This window comes from Accumulibacter sp. (assembly GCF_036625195.1).
GTDB lineage: Bacteria > Pseudomonadota > Gammaproteobacteria > Burkholderiales > Rhodocyclaceae > Accumulibacter.
Map to the genome: position 1 here is coordinate 606,329 of NZ_JAZKUG010000001.1, position 23,189 is coordinate 629,517.

Below are 23,189 nucleotides of genomic sequence, written 5' to 3' on the forward strand. Positions count from 1 at the left end.
AGCCGGTGCCTGGCGGCTCGACGGCGATCGGCCACCGCCTGGCCGCCGCACGGCCGGGTGCGGTAGCCTGTGCGAGGACCCGGCAAGTCCATTGCCGCGTTGCCCGCCTGCTGCGATCCTGCCGGCACATCATGGGGCTCATCGGGCGCCGCACTCAGCCGGCAAGCTGCATGCTCGCCCGCCGTGAGTCGTCGAGCAGGTTCCTGAGCAGTCTGAGCCCGAAGCGCAGGCGCGTACCGTCCCAGGGGGTGAATCGAGGCAGTTGCATGAGATCGCTGCCGGCATCGGCGACACCCCATGCGGTCGTCACGGCCGCATCGAAATCAAGGGAACGAATGCACTCCGCATCTTCGGTGCGGTAGTCCAACGACGGTCGGCCATTGGGGTAGGCGAACAGGCCGACCCGCTCCTGCAGGAGATCCTGCAGGAAGTCCCTGCTGGCGACCACTTCACGCTGCGCCTCGTCCAGGCCCAGGCGTGCGAGAATTGGATGCGTCGCGGTGTGGGCACCGATGAGCATCCCGGCGCGGCGCATCGCGCGCACCTGTTCCGAGGTCATCATCAGATCCGTGGGTAGACGGCAGCCAGCGACTTGCGCCACGTGGTCGGCCGCTTGGCTGCGTTCGCCAGGAGGCTTGTACTTGAGGCCGTCGAGCACCACAGATATCGTCCGACGCATGGCCGCTGGCGAACTGAGGTCATGGGTGCCCAGCCCGATCCCGGACAGGTCAAGCGTCGCCTGACCGCAGTGTCTGACGGACTCGATGACCGTATCGTTCCACATGCGGCCACCGTCGAGGTAGCCGGTAGCGACGAAAAACGTGGCGGGAACACCCAATTGCTGCAGTATCGGCAGCGCGACATGATAGTTGTCGGCATACCCATCATCGAAGCTCACCGCTGCCGCCCGTGCGGGCAGGGAGTGCTCGCGCAGCCGCTGGACGGCTTCGTCCAGTGGCAGAACGTGAAACCAGCTGCGCAGCCATCGCATCCTCTGCGCGAAGGCGATGGCATCCGGATTCCAGTCGAAAACCTCATCCCGCCGGGCAACGACGCGATGGAAGATGAGGATGGAGAGGCGTCCGTTCTTTCCTGCTGGCGACAGCAGATTGGCCAGAGTCCTGATCATGACGACGTCACCTGTTGCGTCACAGCCGATGGAAGTGGTCGCTGCTGGGCGCTCTCGGCAGCAGTCACGGTCCCGCCCGCCTTCTCTTTCCAGCCGCCTGCATCCAGCCAGCGCTGAGTGACGACGAGGATGACGAGGATGTTGTACGGGAGATCGAAGTAGGCGAGTTGCAGGAACGCGCCACCGACAAAGTAGCCGACGAGCGATACCTGACACATTCCCACCAGATGAAAAACCCAGGCCAGCTCTGGTTTGCCCTTGCTGGCCTTGCGCAACCGTGCGGCCTGGCGCATCGCCAGCCACCAGAGCAGCAGGAAGAGGAACAAGCCGATGTAGCCGTGCTCACCCAGAACCGAGAAGTAGATGCTGTGCGCGACGTGCACGCTGCGCGCGCCGGGGGCCCCCCAGATCGCCAGATTCTGGACATTGTAGATCGAGAAACCACCGCCAGTCAGCCGGTCAGCCGCCAGGTTGGCGCAGAACTGCCAGGTCTGGATGCGGCCCATTGCCGAGCCATCGCTTTCGTAGGTGCCAATCGTGCTCATGCGCTCCTCCCAGGCTGACGGCATGAAGGCGATCAGGGCGACTCCGGTCACTGCCAGGATCACACCCGTCACCGCCTTGTTTGGCGCCCGCGCCCACAGCACCAAGGCCATGGCAGCAATCGCCAGCAGTGCTCCACGCGACTGCGACCCCAGGGCAGAAAACGCGCAAAACACCATCAGCGCGAGCAAACCGAGGCGGAGGTACTTGGCAGTGGCGACGGTACGCAGGTAGTTGAGCAACGGAATCACCATGATGACCGCCACCGCCAGATGATTGTTGTCGGCGATGAACGTCCCCGCCGGACCCCAGACCCTGCCGCCGCCGCCGCTGAGAACCGTGTAGAGCCCGCCCTTGAAACCATAGAAACCGATCGAGAGGGCGTTGACCCAGATGAAGAGCTCGATGTGCCTGCGCTCCTGCAAAGCCATCAGCGCGATGGCGGTCACCACCTGAATCTTCAGCACCTTGTTGAGCTGATTCCATGAATCCTCCGGACTGAGGGCGAAAGCCGTCGTGACGCACATCCAGAAGACGAACAGAAACAGCACGATGACCGGCGGCGACCAAGGCATCCGCAGCTTGTCGCGGCCGATGAACAGTGACAGGAAGATGACCCCGGCGGCGGCGGCCGCGAACGGTGCATCGTAGGCAAAGCCGTAGGTCAGGCGGTGCGGATTCATCAGGCTCAGCCAGGTCCACAAGAGGACGCCAATCCAGGTGTTGCGCAACGCGAACGGCAGGACGGCGAGAAAGATCCCGACCAGCAGCAGGTCACGCATGCGCAGCACCCCGGTCACCGCCAGGAGCCTTGACCCGGCTGACCACGTAGCGGAACTTCCCGGACGACTCGGCGGCGATGTCCGCCACACGTTCGACGCGGATGGCGACTGCGTCGCCGAGCCGCGCCTTGAAGTCGCGCACGATCCGCTCCTCGGCCGCACGGTCGAAAGCCGGTCCGGCGACGATGCGGACAACCGTCAGGTCGAGCGACATCTGCTCGATACGGAACCGCTCGACCCCGGGCAAATCCCTGACCGTGTAGATCAGCGCCAGCCCGTGCATCACCGTACCGTCGCGGGCGACGACGAAGTCGGTCGTCCGTCCCTGCACTTCCTCGAGTACCGGCAGACCGCGGCCGCAGGCGCAGGCTCTGCTGCCGAGAATGCCGACGTCACCGGTACGGTAGCGGACGAAGGGGAAATCCGCCGTCGCCATGTGCGTGACGACGATCTCACCGGTTTCACCCGCTGCAGCCGGCTGACCATCCGGGCGTAGCGTCTCGACGACGATGTCCTCGGCGCTGATGTGCAGACTGCCGTGCGGGCATTGGTGAGCGATGAATCCGGCATCGCGGGCGCCGTAGCCGTTGGCCACCGGACAGCCGAAAACTTCGCTGATCAGCCGTCGCTGCTCATCGTAGAGCTTCTCGGAGGTGACGAACGCAACCCGGATTCCGAGGCCGCGCAGGTCCCGTTGCCGCCTCTGCGCGTGCTGCGCAATCAGCGAGAGACTCGACGGATAGCCGAACAGCATTGCTGGACGGCAGTCGCTGATCGCTGCCACGAAACGGTCGAGATTCGCCTCCGACATCTCGAATGCCGGCAGAAGCGTGCTGCGCAGCAGTGCATCGCGCAGGCGGCGAACCCGGTCCTGGGCGCCGAGCTCGATCGGGCTGCCCCAGACCACCAACTCGCGGTCGCCAATGTCTACGCCCCACCAACGCGTGGCGCGCCACTTGGCGGCGACATCATGACTCTTGCGCTCCTTGCCCATGAAGAAGATCAGTGGTTCGCCTGAGGAGCCACCGGTGTTGTAACGCGTAAGCGGCCCGTGTCCGGCCGCCTGCAGCCGCTCGAGGTTCGCCCGTATCTCCGGCTTGCCGAGCAGGGGCAAGGCGTGCAGGGCATCGGTCGAGCACACTTCATTGGCGTCGAAACCGACAGTCCGGAAGAGATCGCGGTAATACGGTACGTCACGACCGATCCGTTGCAGGAACTCGCGCAGGCGCCGAGTCTGCAGCTCCCCGATTTGCTCGGCCGACCACCACTGGCTGGCCTCGAGCCGCTTGCGCCAGGCGACCGAATCGTGCCCCTTGAGGCGCTCGTGCAAGGGAAAGAACAGGCCCGAACAAAGCGCGGTATACGGATTCATGACGCCACTCTCCCGCTGGCAACCCGGCTGTAGGCGGCCAACCATCGTGCACGGATTTGCGGCCAGGCGTAGTGTTCCGCCTGCTCGAGCCCGGCCCGCCGCAGGGCGGCCGCCAACTCGGCGTCCTGCAGCACGCGCAGTGCCTCACGCGCCATGGCCCGGTCATCACCGACCGCAACCAGCAGGCCGGAGACCCCGTGCTGAACGAGATCCGGGATGCCCCCGGCATCGGTACTGACGACCGGAACGCCACTGGCAAAGCCCTCGAGGATCGATATCGGCATGTTGTCGACCGTACTCGGGTTGAGCAGGCAGTCGGCAGCAGCGTAGATCGCCGGCATGGCTGCGTTGGCAATCCGCCCGGCAAAAAGGACGCTGTCGCGCAGGCCGAGCTCGTTGGCGAGAACCTGCAGACGCTCGCGTTCCGGGCCACTGCCGGCGACTGTCAGCTGCGCCTGTGGGAAAGCGTCACGGATGCGGGCAAAGGCCCGCAGCGCTGTCGGCACATCGTAGATCTCCTCCAGGTTGCGTGTCACCACGAGATGGGGCGCACTGCCGAAGGAGCGCCGCGCAACCGGTGCAAAGCGCGTCAGGTCAACGATGTTGGGAATCACCTCGGCGCTCAGCCCGTACTTGGCGAACACCCGCTGCAGGAAGGCCGAGGGTGTGATGCGCAGCGACACGCAGGCCAAGAGGCGTCGGACGTGCTCCGGAGCACTGGCCAGAAAGCGGTCTGCGTTGCCTCCCCGGTAGTTGATGATCACCGGCGTGTTGCGCCAGCGGGCGACGACGATCGCCGGCACGGCAAAGAGGTGCCAGGCCCATCCGGAGTTGGCCAGGACGTGCACCACGGCAGCCCTGCCGATCGCCCGCCAAAGCTGCAGCAGATACGGCAGCAGCCGGAACCCGGCACGCAGCAGCGGCACGCCGCCGATCCAGTGCGGCCGATAAGGCGGGTTGGTGCGCACCAGTTCGACACTCACTCCGTCGGCACGCAGCAGGCGCAGCAGCTGTTCGCACTGGTTGGCCATGCCGCCGGATGGTGGCGGCAGCGGGCCGACGACGCACACCGCCGGCCAGTGTTCGCCGCCGTCGGTTGCCGGTTTGCCGGCATTCCTCACCTCAGTTCCTGCCGCCTGTCGTGAGCACCCGCCGCCCCGCTACCAGCAGAGCCCCTCGACCACCGCGCCGATCGCGTGCTGGCCGGGCAGGCCGACCAGATCGAGAACGATCTGGTCCTGGCGGCAGCACCGCGCCAGTGCCTCGGCGACCTCCAGGCCGCCGAGGCCAAGCACCAGGACTTCGGACTCGGCGACCACCTCCTGCAGTTCCGAACGCATCATGTCGCCGATGTGCGGCAGGTGCCGTTCGATGAAGCTGCGGTTGGCGCCGAGCAGCCGCGCCAGGTGAACCTCCGGGTCGTAGATCGCCAGTTGCATGCCCTTGCCGATCAACTGTTCGGCGAGCGTCACCAACGGGCTCTCGCGCAGGTCGTCGGTGCCGGTCTTGAAAGACAGCCCAATGAAACCAATCTTCCGCCGCCCGATGGCCAGCAGCCTCTGCAACGCCAGATCGAGGTGATTCCGGTTCGACGGCATGATCCCTGCCAACATCGGGATTTCGACGTCGTGCATCTTCGCCAGATAGGTGGTGGCGCGCAGATCCTTTGGCAGGCAGGAACCGCCAAAGGCGAATCCAGGCCGCAGATAGGCGGTCGAGATGTTGAGCTGGGTATCCTGGCAGACCAGGTTCATGACCTCGAAGGGGTCGACGCCGAGGGCGTCGCACAGGCGGGCGGTCTCGTTGGCAAAGGTGATCTTCAGGGCATGGAAGTTGTTGCAGCAGTACTTCATCATCTCCGCCGAGCGGACCGAGGTTTCGATGAAGCGACTGGGCAGCTTGCCGAACAGTTCGCGCAGCCGACCGATCGGGTAGGTGTGGTTGGCCCCGACGACGGTGAACGGCGGCTTGTCATAGTCGCGAATCGACGATCCTTCGCGCAGGAACTCCGGTTGGAAGCAGAGAAAGAAACCCTCGCCGTCCTTCTTTCCCGATTCCGCCTCGATGATCGGGCGCAGGACGTCTTCGACGGTCCCCGGGACCAGCGTCGACCGGAAGACGACGATGTGCGGCGTGCTCTTGCCGGCGATGGCGCGACCCATCTCTTCCGCCAGCCGCAGGATCGCGCCCTGATCCTGGCTACCGTTGGCCGCCGAAGGCGTGCCGACGCAGACCAGCGAGAGCTCGCTGTCGAGCACCGCGCGCTGCGCATCGGTGGTCACCGAGACACGGCCACTGCGCGCGGCAAGCGCCATCAGCTCGACCATGCCCTCCTCAACCACCGGCGTCTTGCCAGCGACGATCAGGTCGAGCTTGCTGGCATCGATGTCGACTCCGATCACCTCGTGGCCGTCGCGCGAGAGACAGGCAAGCGACACTGCGCCCACGTAACCGAGACCGAAGATGCTGATTTTCATGCGGTTGTTCCTTTGCTGTGCGAAAAATCCCTGAGGCAGCGTTCGATGATCCCGTCGAGCCGTGCCATCGAATGCGACCAGGCGTGGTTGCTGAGCATCCGCTGTCGACCGGCGACGGCCAATCGCTGCCTTTCGGCCGGGTTCTGCAGCACCCCCAGAATGGCCGCAGAATATTCCTCTGGCGTGTCGGCAACAAGGAAATGCGTCACGGGTTCGGCGTCCACGCCGCCCGCGGCAACCCGGCTGGTGACCACCGGCACCCCCATCGCCATCGCCTCGAGGATCTTGTTCTGCGTGCCGCGAGCAATGTTCAGCGGTGCGACCATCAACGCCGATTGCCGGACAAACGGACGCACGTCGGGCACCGAGCCGGTGACGGTCACGCCCGGCACCTCGCCCAAGCGGCGCATTTCGGGCGACGGGTCGGCACCGATGATCAGCAGCTTGAGGTCCGGGCGACGCAGGCGGAGCAGCGGCCAGATCTGCGCGCAGAAGCGCGCCATGCACTCCTGGTTCGGATAGTAGTCCATGCGGCCGATGAAACTCAGGGTGTCCGGATCATGGGCATCCACTGTTGGCGAGAAGAACTCGGCATCGACACCGTTGGGGAACCAGTCCGTTGCCACGCCCGTGCGATAGTCCTCGAGCGTCTGCCATTCGGCGCGTGTCGTCGCCGTACACAGATCGAACGACCCCGCCAGACGCTTCTCGGCCGCAAGCATCTTGTTGCCTTCGAGTCGATAGCCGAGGGACAGCGGAAAGGGCTTGTAGTTGGCATACTCCAGCCACTTTTGCGAGTCCATGTCGCCGAAGTCGAGTATCTTCGGTACGGTCCGCACACGCTCGACATACTGTGCAACCGACGAGCAGTGTACGAAGATCAGGTCCCACTTTTCCGTCTGCAGCAACCGATCGACGTGGCGCTGCAGCGAGGGCGAATGGAAGTAGCCCATCGACGAGGGCGTCGTCAACGGCAGACGCGCCACCATGCGCAACGTCTGCATGGGCTCCGAGACGAGACCCATCTCGAAGCGCGCGCAATGGGCGGCAATCCCTCGCCCCTCTTCGGCCTCCGCCGCTGAGCGGGCAAGCGAGCAGACGGTGACCCGATGTCCGCTCGCCGAGAGATGGCGAATCATGTTGAAGGGACGAATCTTGCCGCCGCGCTTCGGCGGAAAGGGAAAGCGGTGGCAGAGGTAGAGGATGTTCATGCCACGTAGCTCCTGAGTTCTTCGGCAACGTCTGCCGGATCACGCCGGTCCAGGTAGATGCGACTCCACACCTCGAGATTCAGCAGCGCCAGCAGGATGTCGGTGCCATCGATCCGGTTGGCCTCATGGTCAGCAATCAGCCGTTCCACCAGCGGAGAATGGAACAAGGCACGCGCCTCGATCACTGACGGTGCCAGCAGACGGCGCAGCAGCGGCGCCAGCTCACGTTTCAGCCAGGCGCCCATCGGCGTACCGAAACCGCGCTTCTGGCGATTGAGGATGTCGTCCGGCAGCAGGTCGGCCAGAGCCAGCTTCAGGAGGTTCTTCAGCCGCCCGTCGCGCACTTTGACTGCTCCTGGGATCGATGCCGCCAGTTCGACGAGCTGGTGATCCAGCAACGGTACCCGGCACTCGAGCGACACCGCCATGCTCATCTTGTCGGTCAGCAGCAGCAGGTCGTCCGGCAGCTGCGTTTCCGCGTCGACCGCGAACATGCGGTTCAGCTCGTCACCATTGCCAGCCGCAGCGAAGGCGCGGGTCAGCGGATCCGAGGCCTGACCGCGTGGCTCGGTCAGCAAAGCGGCGACCGCCTGCCGATCCAGTACCTGCAGGTAACTGCGATAGCGTTCATCGGCGCTCATCTCGGCCGAGGCGATGAAGCCCTTCGCCAGACGCATCCGGTTGAGCAGACCCGCGTGCCGGTCTGCCGGCAGACGCGCCGCAGCCAGACTTGCCAGGCTGCGCAGCCACCGCGGCAGGTTGCGATAGCGCGTGGCATAGTGCCCGCCGAGGTAGCGCCGGTAGCCGCCGAACAGCTCGTCACCGCCGACCCCGGACAGGATCACCTTGACATCCTCGCGCGCGAACTCGGAGACGAGGAAGGTGGTGATGAAGGCGGTATCGGACAGTGGCTCGTCCATGTGCCAGAGCAACCTGGGCAACAGCGAAACGACATCCGGCCGGACGAGGATCTCACGGTGCTCGGTGGAAAAGAGCTCGGCCACCCGGCGCGCATGGGGCAGTTCGTTGTACAGCGTCTCCGCTTCGCCACCGGTGAAACCGATGGCGTAGGTCCGGATCGGCTGCTCGGAATGGCGGGCCATCAGCCCGACGACAGCGCTCGAATCGACGCCCCCCGACAGGAAAGCGCCGATCGGCACGTCACTGACCATCTGCATCCGCACCGACTCGTCGAGTTGCGCGCGCACCCGGTCACACCACTCGCTCTCGGACACACCCGGGATGCAGCGGTCGGGCAGGCGCCAGTAGCGCCACTCGCGCACCTCGCCCGCCTCGACCGCCAGCAGCGTCGCCGGTGGCAGCTTGCGGATGCCCTTGAAGATGCAACCGGGCGCGGCGACGTATCCGAGGTGCAGGTAGTCAGCCAGCACCTCGCGATCGAGCTCGGCGCTGATTCCTGGCAGGGCGAGCAAGGCCTTGGCTTCGCTGGCAAAAGCCAGCCGCTGCCAGTCATGCAGGACGTACAGGGGCTTCACGCCCAGCCGGTCACGCCCGATCAACAGGCGATGCCGGCGCGCGTCCCAGAGGGCGAAGTCGAACATCCCGTTCAGGCGCTGGATGAACTCGTCCCCTTCCGCGTCATAGAGATGGAGGAGCACTTCGCAGTCGGAACCGGTCTTGAAGCGGTATCCCTTGTCCTGCAACTCGCGACGCAACTCGCGATAGTTGTAGATCTCGCCATTGCAGACCAGCCACAGGCTGCCGTCGGCGTTCGACAGCGGCTGGTGACCACCGGCAAGATCGATGATCGACAGCCGCCGCATGGCGATGCCGCACGGGCCGTCGAGATGGCTGCCTTCGTCGTCGGGACCGCGATGCCGGGTGCGCTCACCCATGGCCGACAGAATCCCGGGCTCGACGCTCAACCCGTCAAAACGATAGATGCCGTGAATGCCACACACGATGGAACCTCGCGCTCAGATGGATGGGCTGCGGCCGTAGCGGGCCAGAGCCCGCCGATAGACCTCGCGATAACGCGCCACGCTGCTCGCCCAGGTTCGCTCGACCTCGACGAAACGGCGTGCCTGCTGGCGAATCGCCGGCCATCGCTGGCGCTTGTTGAGCAGTTCGTCGATCGCCGCGGCCAGGGAAGCGACATCACCGGCACGAAAAAGGGAGCCTGTCTCGCCGTCTCGGATCAACTCGCGGTGGCCACCGACGTCGGAGGCGACGAGCATGCGTCCCTGCGCCATCGCCTCGAGCGGCTTCAGCGGAGTGACCAGCTCGGTCAGTCGGATCGGCAGGCGTGGGTAGGCCAGGACGTCGATCACTCCGTAGTAGCGTTGCACTTCGGCGTGCGGCACCCGACCGGTGAAGATGACGTACTGCGCGATGCCGGCGGCAGTCGCCTGCGCCCGCAAGCTGCTCTCCTGCGGCCCGCCACCGACGAGCAGCACGCGCAACTGTGGATGGCGGGGCAACAGGAGGCGGGCAGCTTCGAGGAGCAGGTCGAGCCCTTCATAGCCGTAGAACGAACCGGCAAAACCAACGACCGTCGCGCCCTCGAGTCCGAGCGACTGCCGCAGTCCGACATCCGGATCTGCATCGAGGCGAAAGTGTTCGACGTCGACCGCGTTCGGGATCACCGTGATGCGTTGCGCAGGAACGCCGCGAATCGCGATGTCGCCACGCAAGCCCTCACAGATCGTCGTCACCTGGTCGGCACGACGCAGGGCGTAGCTCTCCAGTGCCCGCGATGCGCGGTAGCGCAGGCTGCCGGCGCGCGTCGTCCCATGGTCGACGGCTGCATCCTCCCACGACGCGCGCATTTCGTAGACCACCGGCAGGCGCCGCCGCCGGCCCACCCAAAGGCTCGGCAACGCGTTCAATACCGGCGAGTGGGCGTGGATCAGGTCTGGCTCGGTCGTGCTGACCAATTGCTGCAGGCGTGCCGCAGTCAGGCGCATCTGCTGCAACAGGCCGCAGCCGGCAGCGCTCGGCGTACGGTTGAAGAGCCAGCCGTCGACCTCCTCGCACAGGGCATCACCAGCGCCCTGTTTCGGTGTCGTCAGATGCACCGTCTGCCAACCGAGCGCGTGCTGCTCGCGCAGGATGGCCAGCGTGCGGAAACTGTAGCCGCTGTGCAACGGCAACGAATGGTCGAGAACGTGCAGGATGCGCAGGCTCATGGCGCTGCGCCGGCCACTGTGACCACGGCAGGATGCTCGGCAGGCGCGTCCATGACGTTGCGCAGAAAAGCCTCGAACATCATGATCGTCCACAGGGGCGAACTGTAGTCTCTTGCCCCTGACTGGTGCGCGTCGATCAGATGCCGCAGGTAGGCGGCGTTGAACCAGCCAGTGGCCGCGAGACGCGGCCCGAGCACGGCCTGATGGACACGTTCCCGCAGGGGGCCGCGGAACCAGCGCGCAAGCGGCACGGCGAAACCCATCTTCGGGCGGAACAGGACGTCCTGTGGCAGCCGCGACTTCATGGCTTCCTTCAGCAGGAACTTCCCCTCCTGGCCGCGCACCTTCAGCGACGAGGGCAGAGTCGCCATCCACTCGACCAGTTCGTGATCCATCAGCGGCTCGCGGACCTCCAGCGAATGTGCCATGCTGGCGCGGTCCACCTTGGTGTTGATGTCACCGACGAGGTAGGTCTTGAGATCGAGGTACTGGATCAGGGCAAGCGGATCGTCGGTACCGGCTCGCTGCGCGTGCCGGCGAAAAACCTCCTGCGCGCTGTAGTCACCTGCCTCGCGGCGAAAGCGGTCGCTGAACAGCTCACGACGCATCGGATCACGCAGGATCGACATGGCGTGGAAATATCCGCCAACAGTCGTTCTGGCCATGCCCTCGAAAGTCGTCTTGGCGCGAAACACGCGGGGCGCCCAATCGGCCTTCGGGTAGGCCCGGCCGAGCAGGCCGAAGAGCGGCCGCCGGACGCCATACGGCAGTGCCGCGCGCAGGCGTTCCTCCATCAGGTGGAGACGGTAGCGGCGATAGCCGCCGAAGGTCTCATCGCCACCGTCGCCGGAAAGCGCCACCGTCACATGCTTGCGTGCGAGCTGACAGACGCGGTAGGTGGGAATCGCCGAGCTGTCGGCATACGGCTCGTCGTACAGCCGGGCCAGTGTATCGATCAGATCGAAGTCATCGCTGGCGACGAGGTCACAGTGATGATTGGTCCGGTAACGCTCGGCAACCTTCTGCGCAAAGGCAGCCTCGTTGAAGGCCGGATCGTCGAAAGCGATCGAGCAGGTGTTCACCGGTGACGACGAAAGACCCGCCATCAGGGCGACGACGGCGCTCGAATCGACCCCCCCTGAGAGGAAGGCACCGAGTGGCACTTCGGCGATCATGCGTAGGCGGATCGACTCGCCAAGCCTCTCGTCGAGCTGCGCGCAGGCGTCAGCCAGCGAGATGCGGCTGTCGAGACTGAAGCGCACGTCCCAGTATTCCTTTGGCTCGACCAGCGGCATTCCCCGCCGCAGGGTCAGCGTGTGCGCCGGTGGCAGCTTCCGCGCCTGGCTGAAGATCGTTCGTGGTTCGGCAACGTAACCCAGAGCGAAGTATTCCTCGACCGCCAGCGGATCGATGTCACGTGCCAGTCCACCATGCGCCAGCAGGGACTTGAGCTCTGAGCCGAAGAGGAAGGTTCCGTCGGGCAGGAGGGCATAGTACAGCGGCTTCACAGCAAGCCGGTCGCGCGCCAGGAAGAGCGTCTGGCGATTGCGATCCCAGAGCGCGAAGGCGAACATGCCGCGAAAGCGACGCACACAATCCTCACCCCAGGACTCCCAGGCGTGCACGATCACCTCGGTGTCGCTGCGCGTGTGAAAGCGATGACCAAGTGCCAGCAGCTCGGGAATCAACTCCTGGTAATTGTAGATCTCGCCGTTGAACACCACGCAGACGCTCTGATCCTCGTTGTAGAGCGGCTGCTGCCCGGTTGACAGGTCGATGATCGACAGGCGCCGGTGACCAAGCCCAACCCCGGGCTCGATGTGCAGGCCACCCTCATCGGGGCCGCGATGGTGCTGCGATTCGTTCATCCGCGCCAGCACCGCACGGTCAACATGACGCTGGCTACGGGTATCGAAAATTCCGGTAATACCGCACATATCGAATATCTGTCTTTTCGTGGTAAGAAAACAAGCGATCGTCCGCAAGTCGATGCAGCGACGACAGCGGCGCCTCAACCGCCCTCGGCCCGCCCGGCAGCGCAGTCCGACCGGCGGCTGGCCAGCGGTGTGCAAGCCTGCCCACCGCGATCACAGAACTCCTCATAGACCGACTGGTAGTTCGCCAGCATCGTTGCCAGACTGAAGCGGGCAACGGCGATTTCCCGCGCCGCACTCCCGTGTCGCCGACGCAGGCTCGAATCGGCGAGATACCGTCGCAACAGTTCGCCCAGTCCAGCAACGTCCCGCGGCTGGAAAAGGCGCCCGCTGACCTCATCGGCGACCAACTCGACGTTGCCGCCCGTGGCCGTCGCCAGCAGCGGCAGACCCGTCGCCATTGCCTCCAGAAGCGTGTTCGAAATCCCCTCCGCGAGCGATGGCAGGACGAAGAGGTCGAAAGCCCGCAACAGCTCGCGAACGTTGCCAACCGCGCCGGGAAACCAGGTCAGAGATGATATGCCGAGTTCGGCGGCGAGGCAGCGCAGGGATTCGCGCAACGGCCCATCGCCGACGACCACCAACCGGGCACGCGACGCGGCCACATCTCCGTCCGTGGCGACGCGGGCAAAGGCGCGAAGCAGCGTTGCCTGGTCCTTGACAGCCTGCAGCCGTCCCACCGTTCCGATCACGACGCTGCCCGGAACGGCAAAGCCCTCCGGCAGCGGCCGCCAGCGATCGGCATGAGTGGTCGGCGCGTAGCGCTGGGTATCGACGCCGTTGATGATCTGCGTGACCCGGCGCGCCGAAATCCCGACACGCGCGACCAGATAATTGCGCAACTCGGCCGACACCGCAATGTAGCGGTCGACCAGCGGCGCGTGCAGGCGGCGCAGCAGCGCCGGCTTGACCCGCCGCCCGGCAAGATCGTCGACATCCCAGCCGTGCTCGCCATGAATGCAATGCGGCACGCCCGCGAGCCTGGCCGGCAACAGCGCATCGAGCCCGGACTGGTTGCGCGAATGAACGATCGTCGGCTGCAATCGGCGACACAGATGGAACAGGTCGCGCCTGAGCCGCCAGACGCCGACCCGGGAACGATGCAGCGCAATCACCGGCGTATCGGAACGCGTCAGGCGGAAGCGGAAGTCGGAAAAATCCTCGACGCACGCCACCGCGTGGCGAAACCGGTTTTCCGGAAGATGGTTGATGAGGTTGACGAGACCGTTCTCCATGCCACCGGTGACGAGGTGATGGATCACATGCAGGATCAGGGGCCGGGTCTCGGACATCAGGTCAACCCGACGCACTGCAGGAGGAAGGAGCGGTCGGAGAACTCCCAGTTGATCCCTCGGCGGACCACGTTGAACGCGTCGACGCACCGCAGGTTGCTGCCACCATAGGCTGAAAGGCAACCCACGTAACCTGCCTGCCGCACCAGATCAAGACGCTCCGTGGTCATGTGCTGCCGGCCACCGTACGGATAGGCAAAGACGCAGTCCTGCAGGGCCAGTTCGCGACGCAGGTCGGACAGCGAGCGGCACAGCTCGTCCCAGACCACTTCTGCCGGCTCGCTGGCGCAGTCGATATGGCTGACGGTGTGCGAACCGATCGTGAATCCGGCCGCCTGCATCTGCCGCAGATGCTCCCATTGCATCACGGGAAGCGGCGGATTGCCACGCCGGATGTCGTGCGCGAAGCGTTGATCGCTATTGACGATTCCGGTGGCAACGAAGAAGGCTGCCGGAACCTGATGTCGCAGCAGACTGGGCACCGCATTGACATAGTTGTCGAGGTAGCCGTCGTCGAAGGTGACGCAGACCAATGGCTTGGACGATCGCGGAATCGTCCGGCACGCCAGGACTTCAGCGAGGGAAATTACGCGGCAATGCTGTCGCAGCAACGACATCTGCCGCTCGAACTGCTCGATCCCGACACTGAGGTTGTCACGCACGGAGTCCGTCACCCGGTGGTAGAGGAGAACGGTGATCCTTGGCGGGAGAAGCATGTACGCGCCGAGCTGCCAGCTGCGGCAAGCGGCAACACTGAAAGCGGTTTTGACCAGGCGTCCAGCAAGCGACCCCCTGACGACATCCGTCGCTCCCAGCTTGCGTCGCAGTGCCGCCATCTGCACCAGGGTCGGCTTGCGGTAGGTTCTGCCCCCTGCAGGCTGGGGCGTTGCCGGACGACGTCCGGCAACGATTTCGCCGACGACATCGCGCATCAGCTCGACACCGACCTCATCGAGGCGCAACTGCAACCCACGCAAGCTCGAATGCTTCTCACGTTCGACCACCGCCTCGGCCGCCACCTCGCCGGTGTCGAGTTGGTCGTCGACCCAATGAACGGTACAACCCACCGCGTCTTCATCGTTCCACAGTTCCCAGAAAGCTGGCGGCATGCCGCGATAGTCCGGGACCTTCCCCTTGTGCAGATTGATGGTGCCCGCCGTCGGAAGGGCAAAGAGCGCTCGCCGCAGAATCGGGGCAGCGAGTGACAAGCCGACGTGTGGCGCAAAATCCCTGACCGCGGCCAGCGCTTCGCTGCCGTGGATGTCGGCCACGTGCAACACGCGAACGTTCGGTCGCGCGGCCAAAGCCGACGCTGAGAACTCGTGTCCAGGAGCCGGCGGTACAACGGGGCTGCCGGCGGGTCGAAGCCGCTGCCAGAGGTCTGCCAGCTGATACGGCAGCCAGCGCCAGCCGTTGCGCCGCAGGTTGCGCCACTGGCTGCGCCAGACTTGGCGGACGCTCTTCGCCGGGGAGTGAACGAGGATCAGCCAGGACAGACCCGCAAGGGAACGATCGATCTCGACGATACCCTTGCGCACCGAGTAAGCGAGGTTGCCGGTATAAACGACCAAGCGTCTCTGCTGATTGTCCATTGCCCCTGTCGATATCCCCAGTGATGTCGCCGCAGCGGAAGGCCAGGAACCCGAGGCGCACCCCATGCCACAGCAAGCCGCCTGGCACTCGCTGCCGGCAGGCAACACCATCGTCGCGTCTGTCCGCACTTGCGACGCCCGGCCAGGCTATCGTCCCCTACGGGCTGGCAGCCGGCTGCGCCATTCGTTTCTACCAGTCAGTGTGCAAATGATCCCTCGGCGCGCCGCCGGCTGCCGTGTCATTGTTCACGATCGGCACCAGCCGAACAGCAGCCAGCCGCAGGTGTTCAGCGCCCGCTCGCCGTCTGCCGCAAAGCGCTTCCGATCTCCCCTCCGGCGACTGCGGCGAAATCGCCCAGCGTCGCCTCGCCTGACCCAGGTCGATCCTGCTGCGTAAACAGGATGACCACGGCGGAGTCGTCCCCTTGGCCAGTGAGGCGCGACAGCGCCGTGTAGGCTTTGGCGATGGCGTCACTGGAAGTCCAGCGACCATTGATCCAGTACCATTGCCACACCAGCAGGCGCGAGCTTTCGAGGCCACGCAGTTCGGCGGTACGGACTCTGACTGGCTGCCCGTCGAAGGAAATCTCCTTGACGCCGCCCGCAACCCTTGCCCATACCGGATCGTCGCTCGCCACCAGGACATTGGTCGAGCTGACCAGCTTGCGCTGCTGATCCTGGTTGCGGTAGTAGGCCACGAAGAGGCCGACGCGGTGGCCATCGTGCGCGAACACGGCCTGCTCGCGCGCGTCGGCGCCGGCAAACCGCGGCTGCCAGTCATACGGGCTGACTGCGTCGCTCCTCTGCCAGCCGGCGATAGAGCCGAGTGGCGCCAGGCTCCTCAGTTCGCGACCTGTGGCGTGGTCGAGTTGCCACAGTGCCAAGGGCCACAGTCCCGCCACCAGCACGGTTGCCACTCCTGCCGTCAGCAACGCAGCCAGTGACGCACGCGAACCCAGCGCCGGTACGTCGACCGACGCCTGTGGTGGCAGTACCTCATCCTCGCGCCAGCGCGCGCCAATCCAGAACATCGCGAGAATGACGATGCCGAAGAACAGCCAGCCATAGACCAGGTGGTCGACGCCGACTGCCAGCTTGTTGCCGGAAAGGTGGCCCAGCATGACGATCATGTAGGCCCGTCCCCAGTTGGCAAGAACCGGCACGATGATCGAGACGAGGACGAACAGCAGTCGTCGCCAGAGCGATCGATAGGTGAGATAGGCGTACAGCGTGCCGACCGTGATCGAGGCGATGAGGTAGCGCACGCCACTGCAGGCCTCGACCACCGCCCAATTGCCGCTCGGAATCACCAGATGCTGTCCCTCGCGGTAGACCGGGATGCCGCTGAGCCGCAGACCGGCAACCGTCGCATCCGCCGTCCACTCCATGAGCTTTGGTTGGGTGAAATCACCGAAGGGAACGGCGAAGAAGAGGAACAGCAGCGGAAACGCAAGCCAGCGCGCGACCTGCCAGCCGACCACCGCCGGTACTGCCAGGATCAGCATGGCGACCAGGGCGAACTGCGTGAGGGCGTTGACCGCGGCCACCTGCCCCAGCAACCAGCCAAAACCGGCCGCTGCCAGCAGCAAGAGGGCGAGGTAGCTCGGACGTGGAGTCAGCGCGGTGAGCCCCGCCCGAAGACGCCAGACCAGCCACAACGCGATGGGCGGCACGATCATTCCATGCGCATAGGTGTCGGAGCGCCACCAGATGCTCGCCATGTCCAGCACCGTCTCCCGAAAGAGCGCCAGAATCATCAGCAGAACCAGGAACAGGGCGGGCCCGGCCAGCCGCCAGGCAGGGTCGATCGCGGCGGTGGCGGAACTTGTTTCGCGGGCAATCATGTGAGGCTTTCAGCAGGCATGAGGTGCGGGAAGAAAGGAAGCAGTTTGGGCCGGATGCACCATGGGATCACGCCCAGGCTGGCTCAGCCGAGATTCCTGACGATGAACGGCCCGAGCCAGTTCGCCAGACCAATGGGCAGCCGCTGCCAGGTGTTGATCAACAGGCGGTACTTGGTGTTCGCCGGGTTGTTCTGCGGCACCGCCTCGCGACGATAAAGGCAGTACTCATAGAACAGCGGCTCTGGCTCGAATCCCCAGTTCTTCTTGAACGAGTACGAGCCCGTATCCCGCTTGCTCCGTCCGTAGTCAAAAACCTTCAGGCCACGCTCACAGGCACGACGCAACAACTCCCAGTACTTGAAGTCGTTGGCTGCCAGATGACGCGCCGACGGCTCGTCGCCCGCGTAATAGGGCAGGACCTCGTCACGGAAGTAGAAGCTGAGAACACTGCTCACCGGGCGTCCGGCTGCATCGACCACGGTCATGATGTCGCAGTGGCCAGCGAAGACCTGCAGCAACCGATCGAAGTAGCGCCGGGGCAAGGCGGGCGTGCCATGGCGGTGGACGTTGTCCGCGTAGAGCGCAAAGAAGCGCCGGCTATCGGAATCGATTTCGCTGCGCAGACCGCTCTTCATTCCCTTGCGCACCATCGCGCGCTGCTTGCGTGGAATCGCCAGCATGTTGGCTTCCAGTTCCGGTGCGATGGTTCGCCGAAACCTGACGTAGAGGTTCTGCTGCGGCCATTCCGGATGACGCTGCTGCACGTTTCGCAGTTCCAGGTGGTCGACACCGAGGCGTCGCGCCAGGGCTTGCGCCTCCTCTTCGAGAATCTGGGCAGCCTGCTGGCTGCCGGCAGCGACCCCTCCGTACACGGCGAAGGGCAGCGACACCAGTGCGTTGCCGAAAAGCAGGCTCTTGACGTGGGCCAGCGGCAGGACCGCCTCGAAACGCCCTGCCCGTTCGGCATAGAGAAAGTACGTCGGATGGCGGAAGACGTCAGCGATGACTCGCTGCCAACCCGCACGATGAAAGAAGGTCGCTTGCGGACACTCTTCGACGAACGCTTCCCAACGAGCGACCGCGGCCACGTCGCCCAGCTGCAGGCGCCTGACCACGAGCGGAGCCGTCGCCGCGGCAACCTCCGAGACGTCGTCGCCGCCCATCTTCATGCAGTCGCTCCGCCACTGCCGGCGCCGAGGAAGACCTCGTCCATGCGACCCCAGCGAAAGTCGGCCAGTAGCCGTCGCAACCGACCTTCGGTATGCTGCAGGTTCACGTAGTGGCGAAAACGCGTCTTGAAGCTGAGTCCCGGGATGCGAGGTTGCGCGGCGTCGATCTCCCACGGATGGAAGTAGAAGATCGCCGGCTGCCCATCGTGCAGGTTTACCTGCCGCAACAGCCAGCGCGACAACGCGTAGGGCAGCAGCCGGAAGTAGCCGCCGCCACTGGCCGGCCAGTTGCGATCCAGGAACCGGGCGGTCGTCACCGGCAGCTCGAGCAGGCCGTGCTGCACGCGATGCGCGAAACGCGGCGCATCCGGCATGCCGTAGTGATCGTGGCGGATCGGATAGATGCTTGAACTGTACTGATGGCCGGCCTCGGCCAGGCACTCGAATGCCCAAAGGTTGTCCGCCCCGATCGAAAAGCTCGGCGCCCGGTAGCCCCTGATCCGCTGGCCCGAAATATCCTCGAGAAGCAGCTTGGCCCGCCAGATGTCGGCGGCAAACGCGGCCCGGCTGAGATCACTGGCGCGCTCGTGACCGAAGCCGTGGCTGGCGACTTCGTGCCCGGCAGCAGCGATTCGCTTCACCAGTTGTGGATAGCGCTCGGCGATCCAGCCGAGGGTGAAGAAGGTCGCCCGGACCCGGCTCTCGTCGAGCATCAGCAAAATCCGCTCGACGTTCCGTTCCACCCGGCAGGGGCGCTGCGGCCACTCGTGCCGCGGGATGTACGGGGCCAGGGCGGATACCTGGAAGTAGTCCTCGACATCGATCGTCAGGGCGTTGGTGATCGGCCGGACCGGCATCTCCCGCTCCCCGCCGCCTAGAGCGAAACCTGCCGCTGGTGCCGCGCCAGTAGCCATGCGGCAAGGTCGGCGGCGATCCTCTCGGCCGCCCGGCCATCCCAGAACTCCGGGATCCGGCCGCTCTTGCCGGTTCCGCGCAGGATCTCGTCGACGCCGGCGCGAATCGCGTCAGGGTTGCTGCCCACCAGCGTATTGGTTCCCTCGTCGACGGTGATCGGTCGCTCGGTGTTCTCACGCACCGTCAGGCACGGCACGCCAAGGGCCGTGCTTTCCTCCTGCAGGCCACCGGAATCCGAGAGAACGAGCGTGGCCCCCTTGAGCAGACCGAGCATCTCCAGATAGCCTTGTGGGGGCAGGATCACGATGCGCGGGCTGCGCAGCACATCCTGCAGGCCAAAACGATCGATGTTGGCGCGCGTTCGCGGGTGCATGGCGAAGATCAGCGGCAGCCGCTCCGAAACCTCGCGCAAGACGCGCAACAGCGGTCGCAGCGACTCTGGCCGATCGACGTTCGACGGTCGATGCAGCGTCACGACGCCGTAACCAGGCGCACCATCAACAATCCGTGCGTCCACACCTGCCAGTTGCAGCGTCGTCGTGACGGGTGGTGCACACTCGCTGTTCGCCCGCAGGGAGTCGATCATGACGTTGCCGACGAAGCACACGCGCTCTGCCGCCACCCCTTCGCGTTCGAGATTCCGGTGCGCACCACGCTCGGTGGTGTAGAGCCGGTCGGCGATCTGGTCGGTCAGGAGCCGGTTGATCTCTTCCGGCATGCGGCGATCGTGGCTGCGCAGGCCGGCCTCGACGTGCACCACGGCCACATCCTTCTTGGCGCAGACGAGGGCACAGGCGAGGGTCGAGTTGACGTCGCCGACAACGAGCACACACGCCGGCCTCTGTGCGTCGAGCACCGGCTCGAAGCGACGCATCACGTCGGCCGTCTGCACCGCATGCGTGCCGGAGCCGACTTCCAGATTGATATCAGGCCGCGGCAGCCGCAGATCGTCGAACAGCCGATCGTTCATGTCGCGATCGTAATGCTGCCCGGTGTGGACGAGCAACGAGGGCAGTTGTGGGCGATGGGCTGCGAATGCACGCAGAATCGGTGCCATCTTCATGAAATTCGGCCGCGCCCCGACAATGCAGACTACCGGTCCGAGACCCACAGGCCATGTTTCATCGACCACGATGATATCCTTTCATTGCTTGACCCTGACCGCCTCGACCAGTTGTTGCAGCAGCGACAGGATGGCTGCGTTGTTCCGCTCAAGGCGGAACATGCTGCGCTCGATGCGAATCAGACGCTGCTCCGACTGGCCGCTCTTCAGATCGGCGATGACGCGTGCAGCCTCGTCGGCAGTGTTTCGATCGAGGGCAACGCGCGACAGGTCGATATCGAGGATGCTGCTGTCGGTCAGCTGCGGATGTGCCGCCGGTTGCGCGGCGTCACTGCTCCCGGCCACCGCCACGGTCGAGCCCGCCTGCGTCTCCTCGCGCAGTTCACGCGCAACCTCTTCGACGTCGCCACGGACGAACTCGCTCTTGCCGTTCAGGAAGCCGGCAAGCAACAAGCGGTCACAGTGGGCATTGATCCGTCGCGGAACGCCACCACTGGCTTCGAAAACGGCTTCAAAAGCGCCGGCATCGAAGCGTGGCGACCCCTTCGAGCCGGCACACTTCAGACGATGTTCGATGTAGGCCTGTGTCTCGTCCTGGTCCATTGGGCCGATATGGCAGGCGGCGATCACGCGTTGCCGCAGCTGCTGCATCTGCGGACTCTGCATGATCTTGCGAAACTCCGGCTGGCCAATCAAGAAGCTCTGCAGCAGGGCCTGGGTACCAAACTGGAAATTCGACAGCATGCGCAGTTCCTCAACCGCGCGCGCAGTCAGGTTCTGTGCCTCATCGACGATCAGCAGGCAGCGTTTGCCCTGGCGAGTGACATCGACCAGAAACGCCTCGAGGGCCAGCAGAGTCTCCGACTTTCCCAGGTTTCTGCCACCGACACCAAAGGCAGCCGCCACCATGCGCAGAGTGTCCTCGGCGTCAAGCTGCGTGCTCACCAGCTGTGCGGCGACCACCTTCTCTGAATCGAGCTCATTCAGCAAGCCGCGAACGATCGTCGTCTTGCCAGCGCCCACCTCTCCCGTGACGACGATGAATCCTTCGTTTTGATTGAGGCCATACTCCAGATAGGCCATCGCACGTCGGTGCTGCTTGCTGGCGAAATAGAACGAAGGGTCCGGGTTGAGCTGGAACGGCTTGCTGCTCAAGCCATAGAATGATTCGTACATGCAGATCGATCAGAAGTTGTGCGAGAGCGAGGCAGTCAGGGCACTTTCCGTATAGTCCGCGTTCACACCGCCATCCGAGATGACGTGCCGCGCACCGACGTTGGCGCTCGTCCTCGGACCGAGCGAGGTGGTGTACAGGAGATAGGCCCCGGTCGTTTTCGAGTCCACCGCGCCCGTGCCTTTCGCCAGGCTGCGCTGCTGATTGAGGGACAGCGACAGCGACGACAACCCGGTGAGCTGGTGCCCCCAGATCACGCCATAGCCGCGCTGGGTCACTTCGTTGGCCAGCGAATAGTCATCGGTCAGGCCACTGATCACACCCAGGGGCTGCTGCTGGCTCTCCGTCGCGTTGAACGTCAGCGTGTTGCGCACGCCGAGAAGCGCATAGGAAACCTGCTGCGTGGTCTGCAGGCTGGGCCGGTTGGTCAGATAGCCATTGACCACCGACCCATCCACCGGCACGCCCCTGCCCTGCAGGATCTGGCTGACCTGCGTCCTGATCGCTTCTGGAGCGAGACCCGGATTGTTCGCCGCGACGATGGCGTAGAAGGCATCGTAGTTGCTGCCCTGGCCGGTGTTGGTCACCCCGGCCGGCTGATAGGAAACATCCCGGCTGGCAGAATAGTTGAAGGCGGACAGCGGCATGCGATGACTGAAGGCAACGTTGTACCCGTTGCCGAAGAACCGTCGCGTCATGCGGGCATCCAGCTTCGTCCGCGGGCTTGGTGTCCACAGCAGACCGAATCCGGAGTCGTTGTTCGTCTCCTCCTGCAGGCTGACGAGATTCGTCCTTTCGCGCCCAAAGATCGCCGAAACCTGCAGTTCCGGATTGAAACGGTACGCCAGCGTCAGACCGTAGCGTGTGTCCTCACGGTCGCGGCCAACATCGTAGTTGGCGCTGTTGCTGCTGTAGTCGATCGACCAGCTGAGCGCGCTCCAGCGTGTATTGCCGTTGATGCGCCCCAGCCACTGACTCGTCGTCGTGTTGGACACCGCCGACGAGTCGGGATTGGTCCCGCTGACCGTGTAGCGCAGCAGGTAGTCGGCGGATGAAAACAGACGGCCCCGGATGTACGGCGAAAGTGAGTAATAGAAGGTCTCGGTACGGTTCCGGTTGATGTTGACGTCGGACGGGGCGACCGGACCGAAAGCGGAGATGTACTGCTGCGAGATCGTTGAACTGGCGTCGACGAACAGCCAGTCCTCGACCGCCTCCAGCGTCCCTGCAGCAACGAGACTTTGCTGCCGATTGTTCTCAGAAGACTCGCGCGCATAGATGTTCTGCGTGATCCCGTAGCTCAGTCGAAGATTGGCTCGTGCCCCCCGGCCGTCGATCGAAATACCCGGCGTGATCGAGGTCACCAGGTCGCTGGTACGGTTCGTCGGTGTCAGATACAGGTTGTTGGTCAGCGTACCGCCGATCGCGATGCTCGGCGTGATGGTCCAGTTCTCCGCGTGCGCCGGCAGCGCCAGCACGACCAGTATGCAGGCCAGCGGCACGGGCATGCGTGCAGGCTGCCGGCAAGCGGAAAACGACGCCG

17 protein-coding genes are annotated in these 23,189 nt (G+C 64.7%); all 17 read right to left on the reverse strand.

The window, feature by feature from the left end; translation table 11 throughout:
* Window positions 1-154: 154 nt before the first annotated feature.
* The gene (locus V5B60_RS02760) at window positions 155-1,129 is read right to left on the reverse strand and encodes a polysaccharide deacetylase family protein (protein WP_332345503.1); all 975 of its coding nucleotides are present in this window, start codon (window positions 1,127-1,129) and stop codon (window positions 155-157) included.
* The gene (locus V5B60_RS02765; protein WP_332345504.1) at window positions 1,126-2,454 is read right to left on the reverse strand and encodes a putative O-glycosylation ligase, exosortase A system-associated; all 1,329 of its coding nucleotides are present in this window, start codon (window positions 2,452-2,454) and stop codon (window positions 1,126-1,128) included. The genes V5B60_RS02760 and V5B60_RS02765 overlap by 4 nt, the downstream gene beginning before the upstream one ends.
* Window positions 2,447-3,826, reverse strand: coding sequence for a phenylacetate--CoA ligase family protein (locus V5B60_RS02770; protein ID WP_332345505.1), 1,380 nt, complete (start codon window positions 3,824-3,826; stop codon window positions 2,447-2,449). The genes V5B60_RS02765 and V5B60_RS02770 overlap by 8 nt, the downstream gene beginning before the upstream one ends.
* Entirely contained in the window at window positions 3,823-4,947 is a 1,125-nt protein-coding gene (locus V5B60_RS02775) for a glycosyltransferase family 4 protein (protein WP_332345506.1), read from the reverse strand. The genes V5B60_RS02770 and V5B60_RS02775 overlap by 4 nt, the downstream gene beginning before the upstream one ends.
* A gap of 39 nt (window positions 4,948-4,986) precedes the next feature.
* Window positions 4,987-6,303 carry a nucleotide sugar dehydrogenase gene (locus V5B60_RS02780; RefSeq protein ID WP_332345507.1) on the reverse strand — a complete coding sequence of 439 codons (1,317 nt, stop codon included), beginning with the start codon at window positions 6,301-6,303 and terminating at the stop codon, window positions 4,987-4,989.
* Entirely contained in the window at window positions 6,300-7,514 is a 1,215-nt protein-coding gene (locus tag V5B60_RS02785; protein ID WP_332345508.1) for a TIGR03087 family PEP-CTERM/XrtA system glycosyltransferase, read from the reverse strand. Before V5B60_RS02785 ends, V5B60_RS02780 begins: the two co-directional genes overlap by 4 nt.
* Window positions 7,511-9,436, reverse strand: coding sequence for an asparagine synthase (glutamine-hydrolyzing) (gene asnB, locus V5B60_RS02790; protein WP_332345509.1), 1,926 nt, complete (start codon window positions 9,434-9,436; stop codon window positions 7,511-7,513). The genes V5B60_RS02785 and asnB overlap by 4 nt, the downstream gene beginning before the upstream one ends.
* Window positions 9,437-9,451: 15 nt before the next feature.
* A complete protein-coding gene (locus V5B60_RS02795; RefSeq protein ID WP_332345510.1) occupies window positions 9,452-10,663 on the reverse strand; it encodes a TIGR04063 family PEP-CTERM/XrtA system glycosyltransferase in 1,212 nt (403 codons plus the stop codon).
* Window positions 10,660-12,600 carry an XrtA/PEP-CTERM system amidotransferase gene (locus V5B60_RS02800; protein WP_332345511.1) on the reverse strand — a complete coding sequence of 647 codons (1,941 nt, stop codon included), beginning with the start codon at window positions 12,598-12,600 and terminating at the stop codon, window positions 10,660-10,662. The genes V5B60_RS02795 and V5B60_RS02800 overlap by 4 nt, the downstream gene beginning before the upstream one ends.
* A 74-nt stretch (window positions 12,601-12,674) precedes the next feature.
* Window positions 12,675-13,889, reverse strand: coding sequence for a TIGR03088 family PEP-CTERM/XrtA system glycosyltransferase (locus tag V5B60_RS02805; RefSeq protein ID WP_332345512.1), 1,215 nt, complete (start codon window positions 13,887-13,889; stop codon window positions 12,675-12,677).
* Window positions 13,889-15,460 (reverse strand): polysaccharide deacetylase family protein, encoded by a 1,572-nt coding sequence (locus V5B60_RS02810; protein ID WP_332345513.1) that lies wholly within the window; start codon window positions 15,458-15,460, stop codon window positions 13,889-13,891. The genes V5B60_RS02805 and V5B60_RS02810 overlap by 1 nt, the downstream gene beginning before the upstream one ends.
* 308 nt (window positions 15,461-15,768) lie before the next feature.
* Complete coding sequence (xrtA, locus tag V5B60_RS02815; RefSeq protein WP_332345514.1) at window positions 15,769-17,325, reverse strand: exosortase A; 1,557 nt, start codon at window positions 17,323-17,325, stop codon at window positions 15,769-15,771.
* 83 nt (window positions 17,326-17,408) lie between these two features.
* A complete protein-coding gene (locus V5B60_RS02820; protein WP_332345515.1) occupies window positions 17,409-18,494 on the reverse strand; it encodes a FemAB family XrtA/PEP-CTERM system-associated protein in 1,086 nt (361 codons plus the stop codon).
* Window positions 18,491-19,351 carry an XrtA system polysaccharide deacetylase gene (locus V5B60_RS02825; RefSeq protein ID WP_332345516.1) on the reverse strand — a complete coding sequence of 287 codons (861 nt, stop codon included), beginning with the start codon at window positions 19,349-19,351 and terminating at the stop codon, window positions 18,491-18,493. Before V5B60_RS02825 ends, V5B60_RS02820 begins: the two co-directional genes overlap by 4 nt.
* Before the next feature lie 17 nt (window positions 19,352-19,368).
* Window positions 19,369-20,541, reverse strand: a complete 1,173-nt coding sequence (gene wecB / locus V5B60_RS02830; RefSeq protein WP_332345517.1) for a non-hydrolyzing UDP-N-acetylglucosamine 2-epimerase — start codon at window positions 20,539-20,541, stop codon at window positions 19,369-19,371.
* Window positions 20,542-20,553: 12 nt separating this feature from the next.
* A complete protein-coding gene (locus V5B60_RS02835; RefSeq protein ID WP_332345518.1) occupies window positions 20,554-21,648 on the reverse strand; it encodes an XrtA/PEP-CTERM system-associated ATPase in 1,095 nt (364 codons plus the stop codon).
* A gap of 9 nt (window positions 21,649-21,657) precedes the next feature.
* The gene (locus tag V5B60_RS02840) at window positions 21,658-23,154 is read right to left on the reverse strand and encodes a TIGR03016 family PEP-CTERM system-associated outer membrane protein (protein WP_332345519.1); all 1,497 of its coding nucleotides are present in this window, start codon (window positions 23,152-23,154) and stop codon (window positions 21,658-21,660) included.
* Window positions 23,155-23,189: the final 35 nt, after the last annotated feature.